The organism is Tunturibacter gelidoferens (genome assembly GCF_040358255.1).
GTDB lineage: Bacteria > Acidobacteriota > Terriglobia > Terriglobales > Acidobacteriaceae > Edaphobacter > Edaphobacter gelidiferens.
On the sequence record NZ_CP132938.1, the window covers coordinates 2,532,341 to 2,556,640 of the forward strand.

15 protein-coding genes are annotated in these 24,300 nt (G+C 57.9%); 7 read left to right on the forward strand and 8 right to left on the reverse strand.

Annotated features, from left to right (window positions below; translation table 11 throughout):
- Positions 1-56 precede the first annotated feature (56 nt).
- Positions 57-1,649 (reverse strand): DHA2 family efflux MFS transporter permease subunit, encoded by a 1,593-nt coding sequence (locus tag RBB81_RS11290; RefSeq protein ID WP_353073758.1) that lies wholly within the window; start codon positions 1,647-1,649, stop codon positions 57-59.
- 105 nt (positions 1,650-1,754) lie between these two features.
- On the opposite strand from RBB81_RS11290, the gene RBB81_RS11295 reads away from it, so the two are divergent.
- Positions 1,755-2,465 carry a TetR/AcrR family transcriptional regulator gene (locus RBB81_RS11295; RefSeq protein ID WP_353073759.1) on the forward strand — a complete coding sequence of 237 codons (711 nt, stop codon included), beginning with the start codon at positions 1,755-1,757 and terminating at the stop codon, positions 2,463-2,465.
- A 103-nt stretch (positions 2,466-2,568) separates the two neighbouring features.
- Here the strand turns inward: RBB81_RS11295 and RBB81_RS11300 are convergent, their stop codons facing one another.
- The 6 genes from RBB81_RS11300 to RBB81_RS11325 form a co-directional block, all read right to left on the reverse strand.
- Positions 2,569-3,966 (reverse strand): efflux transporter outer membrane subunit, encoded by a 1,398-nt coding sequence (locus RBB81_RS11300; RefSeq protein ID WP_353073760.1) that lies wholly within the window; start codon positions 3,964-3,966, stop codon positions 2,569-2,571.
- Between the two features lie 75 nt (positions 3,967-4,041).
- Positions 4,042-5,226 (reverse strand): efflux RND transporter periplasmic adaptor subunit, encoded by a 1,185-nt coding sequence (locus tag RBB81_RS11305; RefSeq protein ID WP_353073761.1) that lies wholly within the window; start codon positions 5,224-5,226, stop codon positions 4,042-4,044.
- A gap of 7 nt (positions 5,227-5,233) precedes the next feature.
- Entirely contained in the window at positions 5,234-8,413 is a 3,180-nt protein-coding gene (locus tag RBB81_RS11310) for an efflux RND transporter permease subunit (protein ID WP_353073762.1), read from the reverse strand.
- Between the two features lie 145 nt (positions 8,414-8,558).
- On the reverse strand, positions 8,559-9,191 hold the full coding sequence (locus RBB81_RS11315; RefSeq protein WP_353073763.1) for a response regulator transcription factor: 633 nt from the start codon (positions 9,189-9,191) through the stop codon (positions 8,559-8,561).
- A 30-nt stretch (positions 9,192-9,221) separates the two neighbouring features.
- Positions 9,222-12,077 (reverse strand): ligand-binding sensor domain-containing protein, encoded by a 2,856-nt coding sequence (locus tag RBB81_RS11320; RefSeq protein WP_353073764.1) that lies wholly within the window; start codon positions 12,075-12,077, stop codon positions 9,222-9,224.
- A 96-nt stretch (positions 12,078-12,173) separates the two neighbouring features.
- Entirely contained in the window at positions 12,174-13,355 is a 1,182-nt protein-coding gene (locus tag RBB81_RS11325) for an L-rhamnose/proton symporter RhaT (protein WP_353073765.1), read from the reverse strand.
- A 132-nt stretch (positions 13,356-13,487) separates the two neighbouring features.
- Here RBB81_RS11325 and RBB81_RS11330 point away from each other — a divergent pair, with 132 nt between their 5' ends.
- From RBB81_RS11330 to RBB81_RS11345, 4 genes are all read left to right on the forward strand, one after another.
- Positions 13,488-14,228, forward strand: coding sequence for a (Fe-S)-binding protein (locus tag RBB81_RS11330; RefSeq protein WP_179583518.1), 741 nt, complete (start codon positions 13,488-13,490; stop codon positions 14,226-14,228).
- A complete protein-coding gene (locus RBB81_RS11335) occupies positions 14,225-15,682 on the forward strand; it encodes a LutB/LldF family L-lactate oxidation iron-sulfur protein (protein WP_353073766.1) in 1,458 nt (485 codons plus the stop codon). Before RBB81_RS11330 ends, RBB81_RS11335 begins: the two co-directional genes overlap by 4 nt.
- Positions 15,672-16,349 (forward strand): LutC/YkgG family protein, encoded by a 678-nt coding sequence (locus RBB81_RS11340; RefSeq protein WP_353073767.1) that lies wholly within the window; start codon positions 15,672-15,674, stop codon positions 16,347-16,349. The genes RBB81_RS11335 and RBB81_RS11340 overlap by 11 nt, the downstream gene beginning before the upstream one ends.
- Positions 16,350-16,461: 112 nt before the next feature.
- Positions 16,462-17,667, forward strand: coding sequence for a TIM barrel protein (locus RBB81_RS11345; protein ID WP_353073768.1), 1,206 nt, complete (start codon positions 16,462-16,464; stop codon positions 17,665-17,667).
- Here RBB81_RS11345 and RBB81_RS11350 read toward each other — a convergent pair.
- Positions 17,658-20,696 (reverse strand): diguanylate cyclase, encoded by a 3,039-nt coding sequence (locus RBB81_RS11350; RefSeq protein WP_353073769.1) that lies wholly within the window; start codon positions 20,694-20,696, stop codon positions 17,658-17,660. The genes RBB81_RS11345 and RBB81_RS11350 overlap by 10 nt on opposite strands.
- A 193-nt stretch (positions 20,697-20,889) precedes the next feature.
- Here RBB81_RS11350 and RBB81_RS11355 point away from each other — a divergent pair, with 193 nt between their 5' ends.
- Both RBB81_RS11355 and RBB81_RS11360 read left to right on the forward strand, forming a co-directional pair.
- Positions 20,890-21,990, forward strand: coding sequence for a substrate-binding domain-containing protein (locus RBB81_RS11355; RefSeq protein ID WP_183789148.1), 1,101 nt, complete (start codon positions 20,890-20,892; stop codon positions 21,988-21,990).
- A gap of 95 nt (positions 21,991-22,085) precedes the next feature.
- Complete coding sequence (locus RBB81_RS11360; RefSeq protein ID WP_353073770.1) at positions 22,086-24,296, forward strand: bifunctional rhamnulose-1-phosphate aldolase/short-chain dehydrogenase; 2,211 nt, start codon at positions 22,086-22,088, stop codon at positions 24,294-24,296.
- The last annotated feature ends 4 nt before the right edge of the window (positions 24,297-24,300 follow it).

Below are 24,300 nucleotides of genomic sequence, written 5' to 3' on the forward strand. Positions count from 1 at the left end.
TATTTGCTCCGCGATTATGTCGTTCCTCTCGCGCAGCAATGCCGACATGTATAGAGCTAGTGAGCGGACGCCTGCATTCCTTTGGGAGGTTTCTGCATCAGGAGTGCCATCGGGATCATGCATGCGCAGAAGACGGCCAACATACTAAGAACATCGATATAGGAGAGCACGCTCGCTTGTGCCTCCAGACTTTGATAGATGCGCAGACAGGCGCCTCTCTGCGCATCGGAGAGCGCGGCCGAGCCATGTTGCAGGCTGGACGTGAGTGCGTGTACGGAACTCATCCATTGCTGGCTGCTGCCGACGACATTCTGTACCAGGTACGTCTGGTGGACCTGCTGATGACGAGCGAGCACGGTGGTGAAGAATGATGTTCCGGCTGAGCCGCCGATATTGCGCGCGAGATTTGATAGCCCGGAGACATCGTTGTTCTTACGAGGATCTATTCCCAGATAGATCATTGAATTGATGGGCACAAATAGAAACGCTAAGCCAATGGATTGATAGAAGCGCAGGACGGCGGCGTAACTAAAGCTCATCTGCAGATCGAGACTGGTCATGTGAAAGAGCGCAACGGCGATGCTGGCGAATCCAAACATAATCAGGTAGCGGCCATCGATGCGAGAGATCAGGATGCCGACGATTGGCATGCAGATGATCGTCGCCAGACCACCCGAGGACATTGCCATCCCAGCGCTCTCGGCGGTGTATCCCATCAACGATTGGAGCAGTTGCGGCAGCAGGACCGTAGTGGCGTAGAGAGTAAAGCCGAGAACGAACATCATCAGGAATGAGACGGAGAAGTTTCTTCGGGTGAAGAGCCGGAGATCGAGAATCGGCTTGCTCTCAACTCGTTCCTGTCGAAGCTCCCAGATCACCAGACAGGCGAGGCCGATTACGGTGACCGCGAGGAAGGAGACGATGAAATGCGATGAGAACCAATCGTCCTGCTGGCCTTTGTCGAGCACGACCTCCAGCGAGCCGAATGTCAGGGCGATCAGACCGAAGCCGACGTAGTCGAGCTTGAATCCTCCTCTGCGCGCCGCCTTTACTTCTTCTTTGATCGCGGGAGGATCTTCAATGAGGCGATGGGTGAGAAAGAGAGACAAGATGGCGACGGGGATGTTGATGAAGAAGATCCAACGCCAGTCATAGTTGTCGGTTATCCAACCTCCCAAGGTCGGGCCGACGATGGGTGCTGTGATGACGGCGAGTCCGTAGACGGCGAAGGCCTGTCCCCGTTTCTCTGGCGGAAACGTGTCGGCAAGGATTGACTGCTCCGACGGCTGCAGACCTCCGCCACCTAGACGCTGGATGACTCGGAAGAACAAGAGGAGAGGAAGCGACGGAGCCAGCCCGCACAGGAATGAGCTAATACCGAAGACGGCGACGCAGGTCATGTAGAAGCGTTTGCGCCCGATGATGGTGCCCAGGTAGGCCCCTACAGGAAGTACGACTGCATTCGCCACAAGGTAAGAGGTAATCACCCAGGTTGACTCGTCCTGCGATGCTCCGAGTGATCCGGCGATATGAGGCAAGGCTACGTTGGCGATGGACGTATCCAGAACCTCCATGATGGTCGCCAAAGTCACGGTCACGGCGATGATCCAGGGGTTATGTTTTGGCTTGTATCCTACGGTTGCGTTCATTCAACATCCTCAGTCATCGTATTAGTACAGTACCGTATGGTATCGTACAAATATATTGGATCGCCAATCAGCCATAAGGATTCAGGAAAAAACTAGAATGGAAGCATGAAGAAGACAGTGGCAAAGTACCCAGCAAACAGCAGAGTACCGCCCCCAGGATCTCGATCCGATTTGCGCCTTGAAGACAGCCGTGTCGCAGAACTGCTGGACATTGCTTCCCAGGTCTTTCTCGAGAACGGCTTTGCCAGCGCCAGTATGAACGAAATCGCGAGACTCTCGAACTCTTCAAAGACGACCTTTTACTCTCGCTTCCCTACGAAAGAGAAGCTCTTCATCGCTGTGATGGAACGACGAATGGAGACTGTGCTGGGAGAAGTGACAGCTCCTCTTCCGGCCGAATCGCCGATCGATGTTGCTTTGAAAGAATATGGCACCCGGTTTCTACGGTTCGCTCTTTCAGACGAGCAGATCACCCTGTTGCGGATCATCTCCATGGAGTCCGTACGCTTCCCTGAGTTGGGTGAGCGCTTTTATGAACTGGGCCCAAAGCGAGGGCAGACATTTCTGGCGGGCTATTTTCAGGAGCAGATCAAGTTGGGACATCTGGTGAGAGATGATCCATGGACCATGGCAGAACATTTGATTAGTCTGCTCTCTGGTGGCCTTGTCCGTTGGCGTATTCTGGGCCTTCAGACTGGAACCCGAACCAAAGACAAACAACAGGAGCATGTCGCTGGAGTTTTAAAGGTCTTTCTACGAGCCTATGGAACTCCCACTCCGATCAAGGGCTACAAGATGACGCGATCGAGAAAATAGGGGAGCAGGGATGAAAACTTTGATGTGTCCGCGGAGAGAGGAACAGTGACCAAGCAGCTTCGGACGATCACTGCCGAGTTTGGACTCTTTCCTTGGTACAAGGTTAGGGTGTTTTGGATCCGGTCCATCCTCCGCCAAGAGATTTGATGAGGACCACGGAGGCAGTCATTCGCTGGCCGGCGATCTGGGAAGAAGTTCGCTCATTGGACAAGACGCTCTGCTGCGCAAAGACGACATCAAGATAGCTGACGAGTCCGGCCTTGTAGCGTTGCATCGCAATCTGTTCTGTGCGCTCGGAATCGGCCACTGCCAGCGCCTGCGAACGGGATTGGTTAGAGAGGTACTGGAGCGCCGATAGCTGGTCCTCGACCTCCTGATAAGAGACAAGGACTGTTTTCTCGTATTGGGCGAGTGACTCGCGATAGGCTGCCTGTGCTTGATCGACTCCCGCTCGCAGCCTCCCTCCCGTAAATATGGGAGCAGTCGCAGAGGCGGCGAGAGATGCGATGGTGTTTTGCCAATTCAGCAGACTGACGGCGTTGGTGCTTTCGTAGCCGACCAGACCTGTAAGCGAGATCTGGGGAAAGTATGCAGCCTTTGCAACGCCGATGCGGGCAGTCGCAGCAGCAACATTGCGATCCGACTCCGCGATGTCGGGTCGTCTCGTAAGTAGATCAGCCGGCAATCCAACTGGAATCTCTGGCGGCGTAGGGTTGTCGGGCAGGATCGGAACAGACAGGCTCTCCACTGTGCGCCCCAGCAAGACGGCAAGTGCATGTTCCAGCTGCGCGCGCTGAATCTCGAGCGCTTGCTTCTCGGCGGCTGTCTGATCGAGAAGCGTCTTTGCCTGCGCTACCTCCAGGTCACTGCTCAGACCATGTTGAAAGCGGCTCGTGGTGAGATCGAATCCTTGCTGAAGGTCAGCCAGCGTCCGATCGAGAATCCGGAGTTCCTGATCGCTCTCACGAAGACTGTAGTAATCGATGGCTATGGTTGTCTCGGTCTCCAGGCGAACGAATCTTAGGTCGGCCTCCGATGCCTGTTGTGTGGCACGCGCGGCCTGAAGCGATCGCCTCAGGCGTCCCCATGCGTCGACTTCATAACTTGCAACCAAGGGCATCACAATATCGTTATAAGTTGCGGCATGTCCGTTGGTATTTCCGTTATTCGGACGATTCTGCGCCTCGCGTGTACGAGAGACTCCAGGCGCAGCGCCCACGGTCGGGAGCAAATAAGAACGCGCGGAAGCGGTGAGGGCTGTCGCTTCATCTACATGCGCGATGGCAATTTTTATGTCTCGATTTGCTGAGTCGCTTTGGATCTCGAAATCGTCGAGCACCGGGTCGTGAAAGACCTTCCACCAATCGCTATATGAGATGGCAGCCGGTGGGATGGTCTCAGAGGATGTTCCAGTAGTACTCCCATTGAATGCTGGTGGGACCGGCGCGGATGGCACGTGATAGTTAGGCCCAACCATACATCCCGCGATCATTACGGTCATCGCTCCTGTCAATGCGAATGACGTCAAGCGTCTGACGTACTTGTGTCGGTGTCTTAGTTTTCGCATGGTCTCCCCTTAGCTCTTCTCGCCGCCAGAGGCTGGTTGGATAGTGACATGCATTCCGTTCACCAGATAATCGGGCGGGCTGGCGACGATCCGATCGCTCTCGGTGATGGCATTGGTGATTTCGATCGTATTGCCGAAGTCGCGTCCTAAAGCTACCTTGCGCAACTCAATCTGATTGGTCCCGTTGACGATGGCGATCTGTGGTCCTGCGGACTGAAAGAGGATGGCTCCGACCGGCACAACCAAGTGCTTCACGGGCGCGCTAAGGTGGATGTGCACCTCTGCGTATGCGCCTGGCAGCAGCTTGCCGGACGGATTGGGGACGTCGATCTCGGTGAGCAGGGTGTGAGAGTCTAACGCAATCGAGTGACTACTTCTGGTGACGGTTCCTTCAAACTGCTGGCCTGGCAGGGCTATCAGTTCCAGAGTCGCTTTCAGACCGTCCGAGATCTGGTCGCTGTAGCTCTCTGGAACAGGCACAAAGACACGCACGATGTTGATTTTGGAGATGCGGAAGAGCTCAGCCCCCATGCCGCTATTGCCTGCGTTGATGAGGTCGCCGACGTCTGTGCGACGTTGGGTGATGACGCCGTCGAACGGGGCGACAACCTTTTCGAAGCCCTGCAGTTGTTCCAGGCGATTGACATTGGCGGTCGCTGCCTGCACGCCGGCCTTCTGAGCGTCGAGATTTTGATTATTCTGATCGACTTCCTGTTGAGCGACGGCGTTTGTTGGGATCAGTTCCTGATACCGCTTGGCGGTGATGCCGGCCAGTACGAGGTTTGCCTGGGTCTGGCTCAGGGCTGCTCGTGCCTGGTTCAGCTCCTGATCGACCTCGGGCGATTCGATCTGGGCCAGAAGTTCGCCCTGGTGAACATGGGTTCCGATATCCGCATACCAGTGGGCAATGTAACCGCTGGTGCGAGCGTAGACGGGGGAATCGGAATATCCCTGAAGCGTAGAAGGCAGGGTGATCTCACTGTCGGGCGCACCTTGTTGCGCGTGAGTGAGAGTTACCGGTTCGGTATCGAGTGCGTTGGTACCTGCGGTCAGTTTTTTGGCATCCTGAGCGCGCAGGAAGAAGGTAACCGCCCCGAAGATGCAGAGGACTACGGGGATGAGGAGGAACCACTTGATGCTGTCTCGGCTGGTTTCAGTTGTGGGTGGTGGTGTTGCCTGCGTTTGATTTGTCATAGTTCCCTCATGCCTCATGACTCACCTCGGAGATAGGCAAGCGTGGTTTGGTGTTTCGCCGGAGGACGGCGAAGACGATTGGAACGAAGAAGAGCGTGGCGACGGTGGCGAAGAGCAGGCCGCCGATGACCGCGCGGCCTAGAGGAGCGTTCTGCTCTCCGCCGTCGCCGAGACCAAGGGCCATGGGAATCATGCCGATGATCATGGCCATCGCCGTCATCAAGACTGGACGCAGACGCGTGGCACCTGCCTCAAGCGCGGCGCGGAAGGAATCCCGGTTCTCGGCGAAGTGTTCGTTCGCGAAGGTGATGACAAGCACGCTGTTCGAGGTCGCGACACCGATGCTCATGATCGTTCCCATCAACGCTGGAACACTGAGCGAAGTATGGGTCAGGAAGAGCACCCAACAGATTCCGGCCAGCGCCCCGGGCAAAGCGGTGATGATGATGAAGGCCTCTGACCACGATTGGAAGTTGACGACCAAGAGGAAGTAGACCAAGGCTATGGCGAAGGCAAGGCCGGCGAAGAGGCCCACGAACGACGAGTGCATGGTGGCCACCTGCCCGCGAGTGACGAGGTGACTGCCTCTGGGCAGGTGCTTCTCGGCCTCCGCGGTAATTCGCTGTACGTCCTTTGCGACGCCCCCAAGGTCACGCCCCTGTGTGCTCGCATAGATATCGATGACGGGCTGAACGTCATAGTGGCTCACGACTGCCGGTTCGCTCTTCCGGGTCATGCCAGCCAGATTTTCGAAGAGCTGCGGCGAGGTGACCGTCGGCGAATTCACCGGGATCGTGCGCAGGGTGTCGAGAGAGTTGATCCTGTATTGCGGCGTCTGGACGGCGATGTTGTAGGAGACGCCGTTCGCGGTATTGAGCCAGAAGTTAGGCTGCGTTTGAAAGCTTGAACTCAGGGATACGAGTACGTTGCTGGCAACGTCCCGCTCGGTGAGTCCGAGCTGCTGGATCCGCACGCGGTCCACATCGAATTGCAACCGGGGTTGGTCCAGCAGTTGTTGAATATGGACGTCCACTGCGCCCGGTACGGCACGCATCTGCTCGGCAATCTGCGACGCGATTGCGAAGTTGGCGTTTACGTCACGTCCGACAATTTGAATGTCGAGGGGGGCGGGTATGCCAAAGTTCAATGTCTGCGCGACGATGTCAGCAGGTTCGAAGAAGAACGATGTCCCTGGGAAGCGCTTGGGCAACTCCTCTCTGAGACGTGCGACGTAGTCAGCGGTGGGATGATGATTTGGCTGGAGGGAGCCGAGGATCTCCGCGTCCGCGTTTCCGATGGTTCCGCTATTGCTGTAGGAGAGATTGATGCCGCTGGTTGGCAGGCCGATATTATCGAGGATTCCACCGACTTCATTCGCAGGTATCTGGGTGCGGATGTAACGATCTACCTCATCTACCAGCCGGGCGGTTTCCTCAATGCGTGTGCCGGTCTTGGCCCGAAGGTGCAGGCGGAATTGTCCGGCATCGACAGCGGGAAAGAAGTCCTGACCGAGAAAAGGTATCAACACGAGACTGGACAGGCAGAAAACCAAGAAGAGACTGAGGAAGATTCTGCGGTGGTCGAGGCACTGCTGCAGTAAGCCTGTGTATCGGACCGTGAAGGCCTCAAACGCATGTTCGAAGCGTTGATGGATGCGCGCAAAGCGGCTTGTTCGCTCGCCTGTAATAGGGTGCCGATGCTGTTCGAGTTCCTTAGGCAAAAGAAACATGACGAGCGTGGGAATGATGGTGCGGGAGAAGAAGTAGGAGGCGAATAGAGCGAAGACCACTGCTTCGGCAAGTGGTACGAACAGGTAACGCGCCACGCCGGAGAGGAAGAACATGGGGACGAAAACGATGCTGATGCAGACCGTGGAGACGAACGCAGGGACTGCGATCTCCTGGGCGCCATCGAGGATGGCCTGTCGCAGATCTTTCCCCATGGCGACATTCCGCTGCATGTTCTCGATCTCTACGGTCGCGTCGTCGACCAGCACGCCGACCGCCAGCGCCAGCCCACCCAGCGTCATGATGTTGATACTTTCGCCTAATGCACTCAGCAACAGTAGCGACGTAAGGATCGAGAGTGGGATTGAGATGCAGATGATCAGAGTGCTTCTCCAGCTTCCGAGAAACACGAGGATCATGATCGACGTGAGTGAAGCGGCGACGATTCCTTCACGTACGACTCCATTCAGGGATGCACGCACGAATACCGATTGATCAGAGAGCGGATGCATCTGCAACTCGGGTGGCAGCGTGGACGCGATGCGGGGTAGCGCTGCGCGAATTCCGGCGACAATGGCCAGCGTCGAGGCGCTGCCGGTTTTTTCGATTGTGAGCAGAGCTCCACGCTGCCCGTCCTGGCGGACGATGTTCTGCTGCACGGCGAAGCCGTCTCGCACATGCGCGACGTCGTGCATAAATATGGTGCCGCCATTGATCGTCTTCACGGGGAGGTTATTGAGCTCTTGAACTGTGACCGGTGTGCCGTTGAGACCGACGTTGTATTCCGTCTTGTCGATCTTCGCTGTTCCCGAGGGCAGGATGACATTTTGGTCATTGATGGCGTTGACGATGTCCATCGGGGAGAGTCCCTTGGATTGCAACTGGGACGAGTCGATGTCCACCATGATCTGGCGAACCTTGCCGCCATAGGGAAGCGGAACTGCAGCGCCTGGAATGGTCGACAGTTGAGGGCGGATGAAGTTCGTCCCGAAGTCGTTGAGCTGCTGCTCTGAGAGTCCTCGTCCACTGAGACCGAGTTGAAGAATCGGTACGGTGGATGCGCTGTAACGAATGACAAGAGGTGGAGTAATTCCGGCTGGAAGTTGTTTGAGTGTCGCCTCTGCTTCCGCATTCACCTCGGCGATGGTTCCATCGACGTTGGCCTGCGGTTGTAGAAACACTTTGATGACGGCGACACCGTTGAGAGATTGCGACTCGATGTGGTCGATGTTGCCAACGGTCGTTGTAAGAGCGCGTTCGTAGATGGAGGTAATCCGGGACTCCATCTCGGAGGGCACGAGACCTGTAAATGTCCAGATGATGCTGACCACCGGTATGTTGATCTCGGGAAAGATGTCGACGGGCGTGCGCATCAACATCACGGGTCCGGCGAGAAACAGCAGGAGCGCGAGTACTACGAAGGTGTACGGCCGGTTGAGTGCGAGTCTAACGATCCACATGGCAGTCCTCTAAGAAGCATCTGAGCGGTTGCGCAGATGATTGCGAACCACGCTTTGCTTAAGAACCACTCTATGGATTCTTCGTGTGCCTTCGATACCCCAAACCGAGCGTAGAAAAGATAACTCTTTCGGGTGTATCGGTGGGCTAGTTCAGGTGGATGATGCCACGGCGCAGAGCGTTCGTAACCGCCTCGGTGCGGTCGTTCACGCCGAGCTTCATCAGGATGTTTTTTACGTGCATCTTGACTGTGTCTTCCGCGATGGAGAGCGTTGCGCCGATCTCTTTGTTTCGCTTGCCCCGTGCGACTTCCTTCAGCACATCGAGCTCACGCTGGGTGAGTTTCTCTGAGGCGAGGTGATCGACGAGCTTCGCCGCGACGGCGGAGGGCACGTGCTGCTTGCCGGCATGAACGGCCCTGATCGCATGAAGGAGTTCCTCGCGAACCATGCCCTTCACCACATAACCTCTTGCGCCCGCGGCGAGGGCGCGCTCAATGTCCGCGTCACCTTCGAACGAGGTGAGAACAATGGTGCGAGCAGAGGGCGAGAGCGCGAGGATGTTGCGAATGAGGTCGAATCCAGTGGTATCACGAAGACGAAGGTCGACCAGGGTTATGTCAGGGTTGACGTCACGAAACATGCTGAGGCCCTCCGCACCGGAACCTGCCGCGCCGACGATCTCCATGTCGGGCTGCAGGCTCACAATGCTGATGAGCCCGTCGCGGACGATAGGATGATCGTCTATGCAGAGGATTCGGATTCGCGGATGTTTTGTCATCTCTGGTCGATTCTATGGTTGACGGTGTGTCTATGGTTGACGGTGTGTGCTCGACCAACGTGTCTGGAGTTTGCGCCAGATGCTCGGTCTCGCTTTGTGGTCGGGGTAGGCCATGTGTCCAGGGACCACAAGCCGGATCCGGGTACCATTGTCGTGCTTTGATTCAATGGTAAGGGTAGCCGCAATTCTGGAGGCCCGCTCCCGCATGCCCACAATGCCGAAGTGGCCGGGTACGCCCGCGTCGAGGATCGGCTGGGTGATGCCCGGCCCTTCATCCTCGACGTGAAGAGTGAAGACGTTGGAGGTATAGCTCAGGCGTACCTCAACGCGACCGCGCGTATGTTTCAGGGCATTTCGCAGGGCCTCGCACGCGATCTGGATGATCTCATCGCCGACGCCGGCCCGGAGCGGGAGTTCTGTTCCCTCGGTGATGTAGCGGATCGCCTGGTGCCGGTCTTCCGTGAAGTGCGTCGCGGTAAGTTTGAGGGTCTGGAGCACGTCCTGTGCCGAGACCATAGTTGCTCGCAGAGTCGTGAGTGCGCCACGCCCTTTGGCCAAGGCTGATTCAGAGAGCTGAAGGGCTCGACTGAGTATTGGCTTGCCTGCCGCTCCAGGAGGAGTCAACTCATCGGCGATCTCAAGTTGGAGGCTGATTCCCATGACATCCTGGAGCAGATTGTCATGCAGATCCTGGGCCACTCGTGTGCGTTCGTCCAGCCGCTCTTCGAAACGCCGCCGAAGCCCATCGGCGACGGAACGAATCCTAAACCGGACCAGGAGGAGGATAGCCAGCAGCAGCGCCAAGAGGCATAGTGCGATGAACCATTTCGTCTGATAGAAGGCAGGTAACAGGGTGAAGTCCAAAGCAGCGGGCTCCGTACTCCACACTCCATCGTCGTTCGCAGCCAGCACTTCAAAGCGGTACTTACCTGGAGGGAGATTCGTATAGGTCGCAAAGCGGCGTGTGGACTCCGCATTCCACTGAGCATCGAAACCCAGGAGCCGATAACGAAACGTTACCTTGCGAGGGTTGATGAAGCTGAGGCCAGTGTAGTTGATCTCGATGCGGCGGGTTAGCGGAGGGAGGGTGATGGCTCTTGCGACCTCCACGTTCGCATCGTCTACCGTGAGCTGGACAATTTGCACGGGCGGAGGGACGGGGTTCTTGCGGATGTGCGCAGGATCGATGGTGGCGAGGCCTTCCGATGTCGTGAGCCAGATGCGGCCATCGGGTAGAACCGCAACAGGAGTGCTGCCGTGGAGGTCTGGGTTGTTGTGAAGGCCATCGCCGTCGTCATAAAAATCGTACGGAACAAGAAACTTTGGATCTGTTGCGGCATGCAGAAGATCACTGACAGTCACCGAGGCGACACCAATGTTGTAGCCGAGCCAGAGCCGGCCGCCTGGGCCTGGCACTGCCCAGAGAACTCGGCTGCCAGGCAGCCCGTTCTTTCTGGACCAAGAGGTAAATCTACCTCCGCTGTAGCGCGCTAGGCCGCGTTCTGAAGCGATCCAGACACCGCCGTCGCTGTCGGCAGAGATGGCGTGGGGTGATCCGCCGGGCAGGTGATCCGCGGCGGTGAACTGGTGGAAGGTGACACCGTTATAGAGGACGATCTCGCCGGTACTGAGTCCGAACCACACTTCTCCGTGCGTGCCTGCTGCAATGACCGAAACGGCCTTGCTTTGGAGCGCAGGCGTGGTGACTGCGATGGCAACTTGCCCCGGCTCCCAGCGAAAGAGACCTCCGTGCTGGTCGTAGAACCAGAGTTCGCCAGTGGAAGATTGCGCTATGGATGTGATCTGTGTGACCTGAACGCCGGGCTGGACGACGTGACTGCGGCCATCCTTTACTACGCTTAGCCCGTGGGGCGTACCTGCGAACAAGGTGCCGTCGATGCCCCCCGTAAGGGAGAGGATGCTTTCGCGCAGCACGCTCTTCGCGCCTGTGGCCGTTATCTCGTTGAGGCCGACTGCTGATCCGGCAAAGACCTTGCTCCCGACTACCGCCAGCGAGGTCATGTTGTCGCTCAGAAGGCCTGAGCGGCGGGTCATGGTGGCGAACTTGTCATAGCGAAGTCGATTGAGTCCGTTCTGCGTCCCGATCCAGAGATTGTGTTCGCGGTCCTGAAAGAGGGTCCATACGGAGTCACTCGACAGGCCATCGACGACGGAGAACTGTTCCTTTTCAGCGCGAGCTTCACCCACGGTAGTACTCACGCGGATGACACCGCTCTCTCGGGTTGCCAACCACAGGTTGCCATCGGTATCGGGCAAGATGCTGCGAATCTGATCGGAGGCGAGATGCGTCCTGTCGAGGATGGACGGTGCAATATTGTGGGCGGACTGGAGACCGCATTCCGTTGGGTCGACTTTTGCCAGTGGCATCGACTGAGGTGGATGGGGCGCAGAAACGAGAGCCGAGGCCGACCGTACCTGACATGTTGTTGTAACCTGCATGGTCGCGGGAGAGACGCGGAAGACCTGATTCGAGGCCTCTACCTCGATCAGGGAATCGGGGCGCTCCCGGATCGACGAGATAGGCAGGTTGAGTGTCAGGCTTTTCATCGCGGGGCCATCGATCCGGACGAGTATCCCGGTCTCCGTGCCGACCCACAACGCACCATCTGCGCTTGCTGCAAGCGCTTTCACTTTACCGAAGGCTGTGTCTCCCTTGCCCATGAGCGGGACCTGGAAGAAACGAATGCCGTCAAAACGAATGAGACCGTCGGCTGTTCCCAGCCAGAGGAAGCCGTCGGGGGTCTGGGCGATGGCATAGATGGCGGCGGAGGGCAGGCCATCGCGGTGGCCCCATTGAGTGAGCGAATACTGGCTAATTCCTTGTTTGGCAGCTGGTCCGGCAGCAGAGCATTCGATCGGGCACAAGAACGCGCAAACACAAACGAATACGTGAAAAGAACGGCATGCCGACATGCAGTCATTCTATCGACGCGTACGGAAGGGCGGTTGAGGTAGTGGCGGCTAACGGGCGGTGATGGTGGTGGGGGCTTCGTTGGCTTTGAGGTAGTTGCCGTAGCCGACGACGATGGTGGAGCTGATGAGAAGGAATAGCCCTGCGGCTACAAGGGTTTTGGTGCGGCGGCTGGTGCCTCGCCACTCTTTTAGGAAGAGGCCCCAGAGGGTGGCGAAGATGATGATGCTGGCCATGTGGAGGGTCCAGCTGGAGAAGTCGTACTTGCCCATCTTGGTCTGGCCCATGGAGTAGAAGAAGAACTGAAAGTACCAGATGACGCCGGCGAGCGAGGCGAAGATGTAGTTCTGGACGAGGGTTTTGGGGGCGAGGTGGTCGTAGGTTGAGGGGTCGAGTGGGTCGAAGTCGACCAGGGTCTGACCAGTGGCGTGGGAGGCGCGCATGGGGTTGAGGCCGGGTTGACCTGCGAACTGTTTGATGGAGCCGTTTTTGAGGATGAGGATGGCGGACCAGACGAAGTTGGTGAGGAAGCCTCCCCAGAGAACGACGATGAGGATGGGCAGGTTCTGCCAAAGGTCGAGGCGGTTATGGGCGAGGAGTTCGGTTTTGGCGAGGGCTCCGATAGGGGCGCCGGCTTTGAGGCCGAAGGCGAAGAAGGAGCTCATGACGCCGGCGAAGATTGCTACTGCTAGGCCTTTGCCGAAGTTGTAGTCGGTCTCTCCGGCTTCGGCTTTTTCTTCGGGGGTGACCTCGCGCTCTTTGGAGAGGCCGGCGGCTCCGTTGACGGCTACGGCGATGAGACAGATCAGCACGCCTACGAGGATGATCTGGCCGGATGTCTCGTGGAGGATGACGTGGATGGAGCCGTCGTAGATGGGCGGGATGAGGGTGCCGAAGGCGGTGCAGAGGCCGAGGGCGATGGCGTATCCGAGGGCGATGCCGAGGTAGCGGATGGCGAGGCCGAAGGTGAGGCCGCCTGCTCCCCAGAGGATGCCCCAGAAGATGGCGTAGTGGATACTGGAGGCGGGCGCGGCGTGGAGGATGCCGAAGAGATTAGGGACTAAGAGGCTTGCGAGGACGACTGGCGCGACGATCCAGGCGGCGAATCCCTGGATGAGCCAGTAGATCTCCCATGACCAGCGCTTGATGCCGCGGAAGGGGATGAAGTTGGTGGCGGAGGCGAAACCGCCGATCCAGTGATAGATGACGCCGATGAAAGGATTGGGTCCCACGAGGCCTCGTTCTGGTGAATGATGGTGATGCTAGGGTTGAGCGGGTACTATCGTACCTGACGCGAGTTGCGTTAGGGAAATATACTCTCTATTGAATCTTATTCCTGGATCGCTGCTTCGTTGGAGGTTGGTCTGCGAGTTTCACTGTTCATCACCTGTTATAACGACACTCTGTTTCCTGAGACCGGTAAGGCTGTGGTGAGGGTGCTGGAGCGTCTGGGGCATACTGTGGAGTTTCCACGAGGGCAAACATGCTGCGGGCAGATGCACTATAACACTGGCTACCAGGCGGAGGCGATGCCCCTGCTGGAGCGGTTTGTTGCGCAGTTTCGTGGGGCGGAGGCTGTGGTGGTTCCTTCGTCCTCGTGTGTGGCGATGATGCGAGATCACTATCCGAAGATGGCTTTGGCGATCGGCCGGCGGGAGTTGATTGTGGAGGTTGAGGAACTGCTGCCAAAGGTGTTTGAGTTTTCAGAGTTTCTGACGAAGCGGCTGGGGCTGGAGGATGTGGGGGCTTATTATCCGCATCGGGTGACGTATCACGCGAGCTGCCATGGGTTGAGAAATCTGTTGCTGGGTGATGGACCGATGCGGCTGCTGAAGGCGGTGAGAGGGATTGATCTGGTGGAGTTGGAGGGGCTGGAACAGTGCTGCGGATTCGGCGGGACGTTTGCCGTGAAGAACGCTGATGTTTCGAGCGCGATGCTGGCGGAGAAGACGACGGCGGTCTTGAATACAAAGGCGGAGGCTTGTACGGCTTGCGATAACTCTTGCCTGATGCATCTTCAGGGAGCGTTACATCGGCAGAAGACGGGAGTCAGGACAGTGCATCTGGCGGAGATTCTGGCAGGGGAAGACGGGGATAGGCAATGAGTGGGGTTGGGTTGGATCCGAAGACCGCTCCGACGTTTCCGATGGCGGCGAAGGCGATGCTGGGAGATACGCAGCTGCGGAAGAATGTGCGGCATGCTACGGATGTGATCCAGGGCAAGCGGGCTCGTGTTGTCGGCGAGATGCCTGATTGGCAGGAGTTGCGTGAGGCGGGCAGGCAGATTCGCCAGCACACGATGAAGTATCTGGATTTTTATCTCGAGGAGTTTGAGGCCAACTGCACGCGCGCTGGTGGAGTGGTGCATTGGGCTCGGGATGCGGAGGAGGCGCGAGGGATTGTTGTCGGACTGGTGAAGGCCTCGGGATCGGATGAAGTGATCAAGATCAAGTCGATGACGACGGAGGAGATTGAACTGAACACGGCGCTGGAGGCGGCGGGGATTCATGCGTTTGAGACCGATCTGGCGGAGTTGATCATTCAGTTAGGGGAGGATCGGCCTTCGCATATTGTTGTGCCTGCTCTGCATAAGAACAGGCAACAGATTCGTGAGATCTTTCAGCGCAAGATGAATCTGCCGGAGTTGGGCGAGAGGCCGGAGGATCTGGCGGATGCGGCGCGAATGTTTTTGCGGGAGAAGTTTCTGCGGGTGAAGACGGCGGTGAGTGGGGCGAATTTTTTGATTGCGGAGACGGGCGGTGTTTGTGTGGTGGAGAGCGAAGGCAACGGACGGATGTGTCTGACGCTGCCGGAGACGCTGATTACGATTGCGGGGATTGATAAGGTGCTGCCTAGGTTTCAGGACCTTGAGGTGATGCTGCAGTTGCTGCCTCGGTCTGCTACCGGAGAGCGGATGAATCCTTATAACTCGATCTGGACTGGGGTGGATGCTGCGGATGGCCCGCGAGTGTTTCATGTGGTGTTGATGGATAATGCGCGGACGGAGATTCTGGCGGATGAGGAGGCGCGGCAGACGTTGAACTGCATCCGATGCGGGGCGTGCCAGAATGCCTGCCCGGTGTATCGGCAGACGGGTGGGCATGCGTATGGGAGCGTGTATGCGGGGCCGATTGGTGCGATTTTGACGCCGCAGTTGCAGGAGATGCAGCATGCACAGTCGCTGCCCTATGCGTCTTCGCTGTGCGGAGCGTGCTACGAGGTTTGCCCGGTGAAGATCAACATCCCGGAGGTACTGATTCATTTGCGGAATAGGGTGGTGAGGCAGAATACGGCTGGGGTCGCGGGATTCTTTGACGTGGAGGCCGGCGCGATGAAGGCGATGGCGATGATCTTTCGGAGTGAGAGGAGATTCAGGGCGGTGCAGCGGCTGGGGCGGGTGGCGGAGGGGCCGCTGGTGCATAAGGATGGACAGGGTGAGGGGTGGATCCGGTGGCTGCCGGGGCTGCTGGGCGGGTGGACGCAGGTTAGAGATCTGCGGGAGATGCCGAAGGAGACATTTCGAGACTGGTGGGAGAGGCGGGGCGACAATGGCAACTGATACGGTTACAAATTCGACGCGGGATGAGGTTTTGCGGCGAATCAGGGCGGCTACAGGTGGAACTTCGGATGGGGGTGTGGCGAAGGCTGGGTGGGAGGGGATTGCGCGGGATTATAGGCGGAAGGGGACGCGGGAGCGCGAGGGGGTGCTGGCGCTGCTGGAGGATCGTCTGCGGGACTATGACGCGCGGGTGGTCCGTGTTGCGGGTGGGAGAGTAGCGCAGAGTGTGGCGGAGATGCTGGCTGAGCGCGGAGTTCGGCGGATGGTGGTGCCGGTGGGATTGCCTGTTGCGTGGCTGCCGGCTGCAGCGGGGGCCGGTGGAGTGGAGTTTGTTGTCGATGAGGGTCTGTCGTCGGGAGACTTGGATGATTTTGATGGGGTGATGACGGGGGCGACGCTGGCGATTGCGGAGACGGGGACGTTCGTGCTGCAGAGTGTCGCCGGGCAGGGGAGACGGGCGGCGACGCTGGTGCCGGATTACCACCTCTGTGTTGTGAGGGCGGAGGATGTGGTGGAGACGGTGCCGGAGTCTATGGCGCAGCTACAACGGACCGCGGGGCTGGCGACTACGTTTGTTTCGGGGCCGTCTGCGACGGCAGATATCGAGATGACACGGATCAAAGGGGTGCATGGGCCGCGATTTCTGGATGTGATCCTGATTGTTTGAAGCGTGGAAAAAATCTTTTGACAAATGGCAGTAAAAAGGCGCAGTCTGCTGATGTTTCAATAGAGAGTATATTTCTATATCGTAATATCTTGGATCTGTGAGGGATTGAGAGATGGGAAACAACGGTGCAGGGGTTGCAGAGCGGGATGCACAAAGAGTGTTCAGTGCACTGGATAGTTTTCGAATCGAAGTTCCTTCCTGGGGATTTGCGAATACCGGTACGCGGTTCGGAAAGTTTGTACAGGGCGGGGCTGCGACGACGATTGAAGAAAAGTTCAGCGATGCCGCGCAGGTGAATACATTGACTGGGGCAAGCCCTACGGTGGCGCTGCACGTGCTGTGGGATCTACCAAATGGGACGGCCGATATTCCTGCGATTCAGGCGCTCGAGAAGAAGTATGGAATGAAGGCAGGATCGATCAATCCGAATCTGTTTCAGAGCGCAGAGTATAAGTATGGATCGATTGCGAATCCGAGCGCGGAGATTCGCGGGATTGCGCTGAAGCATCTGCTGGACTCTGCGGAGATTGGGCGGGAGCTTGGGTCGAAAGATTTGTCGTTGTGGATTGCGGATGGGTCGAACTATCCCGGGACGCAGAGCATTCGTAAGCGGATTGGATGGATGGAAGAGGTGCTGGGTGCGGTTCATGCTGCGCTGGGTGAAGATCAACGGATGCTGATCGAGTACAAGCCGTTCGAACCGGCTTTTTATCACACCGATATTGCCGACTGGGGGATGGCGCTGGAGTTGGTGCGACGGTGCGGGCCGAAGGCGAAGGTGCTGGTGGATACGGGGCATCATCCGCCAGGGACAAATATTGAACAGATCGTGACGTGGTTGCTGCACGTGAAGGAGCTGGGTGGGTTTCATTTCAACGACCGGAAGTACGCGGACGATGACCTGACGCTGGGCTCGATCGATCCTTACCAGGTGTTTCGCATCTTCCATGAAATTCTGAGTGCGGACGAGAAGGATCGTGCGGATGTCGCGTTCATGATCGACCAGAGCCATAACCTGAAGGGCAAGGTGGAGGCGATGGTGCAGACAGTGGTGACGGCGCAGGAGCTATATGCGAAGGCGGCGCTGATCAATCAGGCGAGGCTTGCGGAGTTGCAGCAGGAGTGTCGGCTGGTGGAGGCGGAGGAGTGCTTTAGAGACACCTTCTGGCACGATGTGCGGCCGGTTGTGAGGGAGTGGCGTGTGGCACGTGGATTACCGGTGGAACCTCTGAAGGCGTTGGCGGAGAGTGGGTATGTGGAGAAGATTACACGTGAGCGAGCGAGCAGGAATGCACGTAGCGTTTCGAGCTACGTCTGAGAGATGTTGTCGTCATCATGGCGGTCGCGAGTGGTGACGGGTCGCTTAGGTTGTCTCGTAGAGAGCGCCTGGCTGTGGGGGCTGGGGTGGAAGACGATGCGGTTGCGACCAGAGGCCTTGGCGGCGTAGAGAGCTTCGTCGGAGTGTCGGATCATGTCTTCCACGCTGATGGTTTCGAGGTTGATCCAGGCTGCTCCGAAGCTTGAGGTCACGTGGATGGACTCGGCGAGATAGAAAAATGGAGTCTGGGAGATGGCGTGCTGGATCTGGCTGAGACGCGCAGGAGGATCGCCTTCAGGAAGCCCTGGCAGAACGATGAGGAACTCTTCTCCGCCGTAGCGCCCGATGAAGTCCGAGGGGCGGATGTTTTGTGCCATGCGATGAGCTGCGTCGCGCAGGATGAGATCGCCGGCGAGGTGGCCGAGGGTGTCATTGATTTTTTTGAAGTAGTCGATGTCTGCCAGAACGACGGCTAATTGAGTGCCGTCGCGGCGGGCGTGGTCCAACTCGCGCTGAAGGATGTCGAGGATTGCGGATCGGTTCCACAGGCCTGTCAGTGCATCGTGAGTGGCCTGGTGGTGGAGAGCTTCGCGGGTTGTGAGGAGCTCCCTCTTTTCGGCTTCGAGTTCGCTGGTGCGCTGTGCGACGAGTTTTTCCAATAGCAGCTGTCGCTTGATGAGCCGGCGCTCGCGCAGATGCCAGAAGAGGAGAGAGCAGAGGAAGGAGAAGACCGCGAGGCAGAGATAGAAGGTGCGGGTACGCCACCAGGGAGGCCGGATGGAGACTGCGAAGGATACGATGGCGGAGTGTCTTTGCTGATCAGGGTCAATTGCTTCGACTTCGAAGCGGAAGCTGCCGGGTGGCATGGCGGCGTAGTGCAGATGGTGCGAGGCGGTCTGATTCCATGCGGGCTCGAGGCCGAGGAGGCGATATCGAAAGAGCGTGGAGCCCTGACGGTCGTAGTTGAGTGAGGTGAATGCGACGTCGAGTGGAGCGTCGCGCCAACGCCATACATCTTTGTTGGCAGCGAGATTGAGAGGGCGGGTGCCGAGGGTCGCGGACTCGATCATCACCTTGAGAGGCACGTTGGAGAAGAGGTGTTCGGGATGGAGGAGATGAATGGCTCCGCCGTTGACGCCGACCCAGACGGAGCCGTCGGCGTCGGCGAGGAAGGCTCCTTCATTGGTGTCGTTGGAGATGAGACCGTCGCGTTGGGTGAGGAGCTTCCAGACTGTTCCGTTGAAGACGTTGACGCCGAGGTCGGTTCCGACCCAGAGCCAGCCGCGGCGGTCGAAGCGGACGAACTGAACGTCGGTAGAGACGATCTCGGGGCTGGCAAAAGACGCAACGAGATGGCCTTGATTGCTGTCGATGCGGAGATGGAGCAGGGAAGGAAGGCCGCCGCCGATCCAGAGGGTGCCGTCAGCTGCGGCGGCGATGCCACGCATCTGTCCCTGGATGAGGGATTTGTCGAGGGTGATCTCGGTCCATTGATCGGGCTCGTTGAATTGGTTGCGCGAGAGACGGTAGAGATGATGGTCGGAGATGAACCAGAGTGTGCCATTGGCGGCTTCGGTTGCGTTTGCGAAGGCATCGGTGGCGGTGAGGGCGTTGTCGACCTTTTCGGGGTGAGGATCTGAGACCGGATCCTTGATGACGTATAGGCCTTCGCGAGAGAGTAGCCAGATGCGATGGGAGGAGTCGGTGAAGAGCCTGGCGATGGTTGGCAGCTTTGCGATCTGGGTGAATCGCCGGGTGGCGGGATTGGAGTGCAAGAGCTGGCCGTAGATGTTGACGATCCAGAGGGAGCCGTCGGGAGATTGGGTGATGCCGTCTGTCTTTTCGAAGGGAGCTGGCGGAAGAGCCTTTGACGGGAGGATGTGGTTTTGAGCTTCGTCGAGCTGGCTTACCTGAGATTCGTCCCCGAACCAGATGTGTCTTTGACGATCGCGGAAGATGGTCCAGACGATGTCGTTGCTGAGGCCCTGAGAGACTGTCCAGTTTTCTACGTCGTCGTAGCCGAGCCAGCGGCGGAGACCATGTCCGCGGCTGCTGAACCAGAGGGAGCCGTTCTGGTCGGAGAAGATGGTGCTGATGTCGGGGAAATCGAGGCCGTTGGCGCGGTCGAAGAACTGCCAACGATCGCCGCTCCAACGGGCTATGCCGGAGGCGGTCTGCGTCAGGACGCATCCGTTGCGATCTTCGGCGATGGTGAGGATACCTGATCCGCTGAAGGTCCCGAGGGTGTCCGGAGCTATGCTGCGGTCAATGAAGGCGCTGCTTCCGGGGGTGAGAGCGCGGATGTGCTGGCTGTCTCTTATCCAGAGCGCATTCTGGCGATCACGAAAGATAACTCGCCACGGCTCGGCGGAAACTCCTTGTTGAGCGCCCAGTATTTCGATCTGACTTCCGTTGATGTGACAGAGCTGTTGTGCGCAGCCCAGCCAGAGGGTGCCGTCGCGATCTGCGAAGACGTTGTGCAGCTGGGAGAGCGCGGGATGTGTGGCGATCTGCTGAGGATTGAAGTAGGGCGTGACGATCCAGTGTTGCGGCGTGCCGGCGGGCTGAGCGAGCATCAACGCGCCCTTGTTGAGGAAGAGGATGTGGCGGGAGTCGATGGAAGTGAGATGCTGGCCGGGGGTGAACTGTGCGCCGGGTGTGAAGGGAATGGCTTCGAAGCGAGAGCCCGAGAGATAGTAGAGGTGATCGTTGGTCGCTACCCAGATGCGGCCGGAGTCGTCCTGATAGACGTCGATGACCAGGCTTTCGAGGATTCCGTCAGCCGCACCAAAGCGATGAAACTCTGCGCCGTCGTAGCGAAAGAGGCCGTTTTCGGTGGCGGCCCAGAGATATCCTGTCTTGTCCTGTATGAGTTTGAAGACGTCGTGATTTTTGAGGCCTTCGTCCTGATCGAAGCGTTGAAAGGTAAATTGCTGGGCGTTGAGATGGAGCGTTATGGCCAAGAGGATCGCTATGATCGACGGGAGCGGGAAGGTAAAGGGAAAGGCGGGTGTGTTGGGACGGGGCAAGGTATTTCTCTTGTAGCACACCGCAGATTGGAAAACACAGAGGGTTACATTACCGTCTTTCTAGGAACTGTAGGGAGCGAAAGTCGACGGTGCGTACTGTTTGCTTCCGGGCCAGACGGGGAATTCCATTAGCGAAACTAACGCATGTGCCGCATAATGGATCGGCTGAGTGGTTGCTCCTCAGCGGGAGACTATGGCGGTACGAAAGACCTCGAAAAGACTTTATCTGATTCCTGTGTTGTCGAAGGCGCTGGATATTCTGGAGCTGCTGCAGTCGGAAAATCAGCCGATGACGCTGGAATCGATCCATCGACAGACGCGGATCTCGAAGACGACCGTCTACCGGGTGTTGAAGACGTTTGTTCATCGCGGATATCTTTCGCAGTCCCCCGATGGGATGTACCGGCAGGTGACGCGGCCGAAGAAGATGCGTTTCGGGTTTGGCGGGCAGAGCGCGGATATGCCGTTTTCGGTGGAGGTGACCGAGAGTTTGAAGGATGCGGCTGCGGCGGTGGGCGTCGATCTGCTGATTCTGGATAACCGTTATGACTCTGCAACTGCTTTGAGGAACGCAGAAGAGTTTGTCTCAAGCAAAGTGGATCTGGTGATCGAGTTCCAGGTGGAGCAAGAGGTTGCGCCGATGATCGGTGACAAGATTGCGGGAGCGAAGATTCCGCTGATTGCGATCGATATTCCGCATCCTCACGCGACTTATTTTGGAGTGGATAACTACCGGGTTGGAATTGAGGCGGGAGAGACGCTGGGGGCGCATGCGACGACGAGTTGGGAGGGGAAGGTTGATTGGGTGATCGGGCTGGATCTGGCTGAGGCGGGGCAGCTGGTGCAGAGCCGGATTACGGGTGCGTTTGAAGGAGTGAGGAGTGGACATCCGGAGTTACCGGTGGAGGTCTTTGTTCGGATCGACGGGCGGGGGATGCGCGACCGGAGTAAGAAGCTGATCTCGGATTTTCTGCAGCGACATCCCAAGGACAGACACATTCTGATTGCTGCGGCTACGGACTCGAGTGCGCTGGGTGCGGTGGATGCGGTGCGAGAGCAGAAACGCGAGAAGCATGTGGCGATTGTGGGGCAGGATTGCATTGCAGAGGCCATGCAGGAGATGCGGAAGGACAAATCACCGCTGATCGGATCGGTTTCGCATGAGGCGAGCTCGTATGGGCCGAGTTTGATTCATCTTGGACTGTCACTGCTGCGGGGACAGACGGTTCCTCCTTACAACTATGTGGCCCATAAGATGGTGACCCGGGAGTCACTTAGTGTAGTGCAAGTTTGAGGGTTATTTTCTCATTGGAAATAGTTGCCGTATTGGTGTTGTGTGTGGAATGATAGTCGGGGCCTGGAATTGGCCGAGACGATAGAGGTTGACACATGACGACGGCACAGAGTGGGCTGCGGTTTTTGGAAGATCGTTGGGACGAGGCGGTCGCGGCAAAACTGGATGCACCGGAGCTGCTGAGATATAGATCGAACCTGTTGGGTTCGGATCTGCGGATTACCAACTTCGGCGGTGGAAATACCAGTTCGAAGCTGGAGCAGGTCGATCCGCTGGATGGAGGGACGAAGCAGATTCTTTGGGTGAAGGGGAGCGGAGGAGATCTGGGCAGCATCAAGCGTGCGGGGTTTGCGACGCTTTACATGGAGAAGCTGCTGGCGCTGGAGAAGGCGTATCGCGGGGTCGATCTCGAAGACGAGATGGTGGAGATGTACCCGCTGTGTACGTTCGGGAATAATCCTGTTGCGGCTTCGATTGATACTCCGCTGCATGGCTTTTTGCCGTTTGCCCATGTGGACCATCTGCACCCGGACTGGGGGATCGCGCTGGCGGCCTCGGCGAATGGGAAGATCAAGATGGAGGAGTTCAATAAGGAGTTTGGACACAAGCTGGTGTGGCTGCCTTGGCAGAGGCCCGGGTTTGAGCTGGGCATGATGTTGAAGAAGATCGTGGAGGAGACGCCGGGGTGCGATGGCGTGGTGCTTGGCGGCCATGGGCTGTTTACGTGGGGAGATACGCAGCGCGAGAGCTACCTGAATACGATTACGATCATCGATCAGCTGGGGCAGTTTATTGAACGGCATGGTTCCGTTGCGGGGCATGTGCACTTTGGCGGGCGCGAGGTAAAGATTCGCGAGGACAGGGCGGACGTGGCCTTGCGGGTGATGCCCTATCTGCGTGGGGTTGTGTCGCGTAAGCAGAGGTGGATTGGGAGTTTTAGTGATCTGCCGCAGGTGATGGAGTTTGTGAACTCGGCGGAGGCGGAGAAGCTGGCGCACCTGGGGACGAGCTGCCCGGACCACTTTATTCGAACGAAGATTCGGCCGATGTTTATCAAGTGGAACCCGGCGGGTGAGCCAGCGGAGTTGAAGGAGCTGATCGAGACGTCGCTTGAGACGTATCGTGTGGAGTATGCGGAGTACTACAAAAAACACGCGGTGAAGGATTCGCCTGCTGTGCGCGATGCAAGCCCCACGGTGGTTCTGGTGCCGGGTGTGGGAATGTTCAGCTTTGGAAAGAACAAGACGGAGTCGCGGATTACCGGCGAGTTCTATATCAATGCGATTGGCGTGATGCAGGGCGCGGGGGCTCTGGGCGGGGGTGTGGTCTGCAACGATATTCCACAGGCTGGACCGGCGGCTTCCGCGGATCAGTTTACGGTGCATGCGAACTATGTTGCGCTACCGCCGAGTGAGGCGTTTCGGATTGAGTACTGGAAGCTGGAAGAGGCGAAGATTCGCAGACAGCCGCCGGAGAAGGAGTTGAGCCGGCGAGTCGCTCTGGTAGTTGGCGGAGGGAGCGGGATTGGGCGTGAGGTCGCACTGCTTGCGGCTCAGCGCGGAGCGCATGTTGTGGTTGCCGACCGCGATGTAAAGGGTGCAGAGGCGGTTGCTGAAGAGGTGAAGGCGATTGCCGGGAAAGAGGCTGTCAGCTGGACGAGCATTGATATTCGTGACCGGAAGACGATCAAGGCTGCTCTCGAGTCGACGGTGAAGCAGTTTGGTGGAATCGATATCTTGATCAATACGGCTGCCTTGTTTCCTTCGTCGCCGGATGGTGTGATCAGTGATGCGCAGTGGGCTTTGACGCTCGAAGTTAATGTCACGGCGAACTACCTGCTGACGGATGAGGCGGCGAAGATCTTCGCGGAGCAGGGACTGGACGCGAGCGTGGTGCTGACGAGTTCGGCGAATGCGGTTGTGGCGAAGCGTGGCAGCGAGGCGTACGACGTGAGTAAGGCGGCGTTGAGTCACCTGGTTCGGGAGCTGGCGGTTTCGCTTTCGCCTAAGGTGCGGGTGAATGGGATTAGTCCGGCTACGGTGGTGAAGGGCTCGACGATGTTTCCGCGGGATCGCGTGATTGCTTCGTTGAAGAAGTACAAGCTGCCATTTGAAGAGACGAATACGGATGACGGCCTGCGGAACGTTCTGGCGCAGTTTTATGCAACGCGGACTCTGACCCATCAGCCCATTGATCCGAAGGATTGTGCGGAGGCGATTATGTTTCTTGCGGGGCCTCTGGCTCGCTGCACGACGGGGCACTTGATTCCGGTGGATGGCGGTTTGACGGAAGCCTATCTGCGATAGGGTT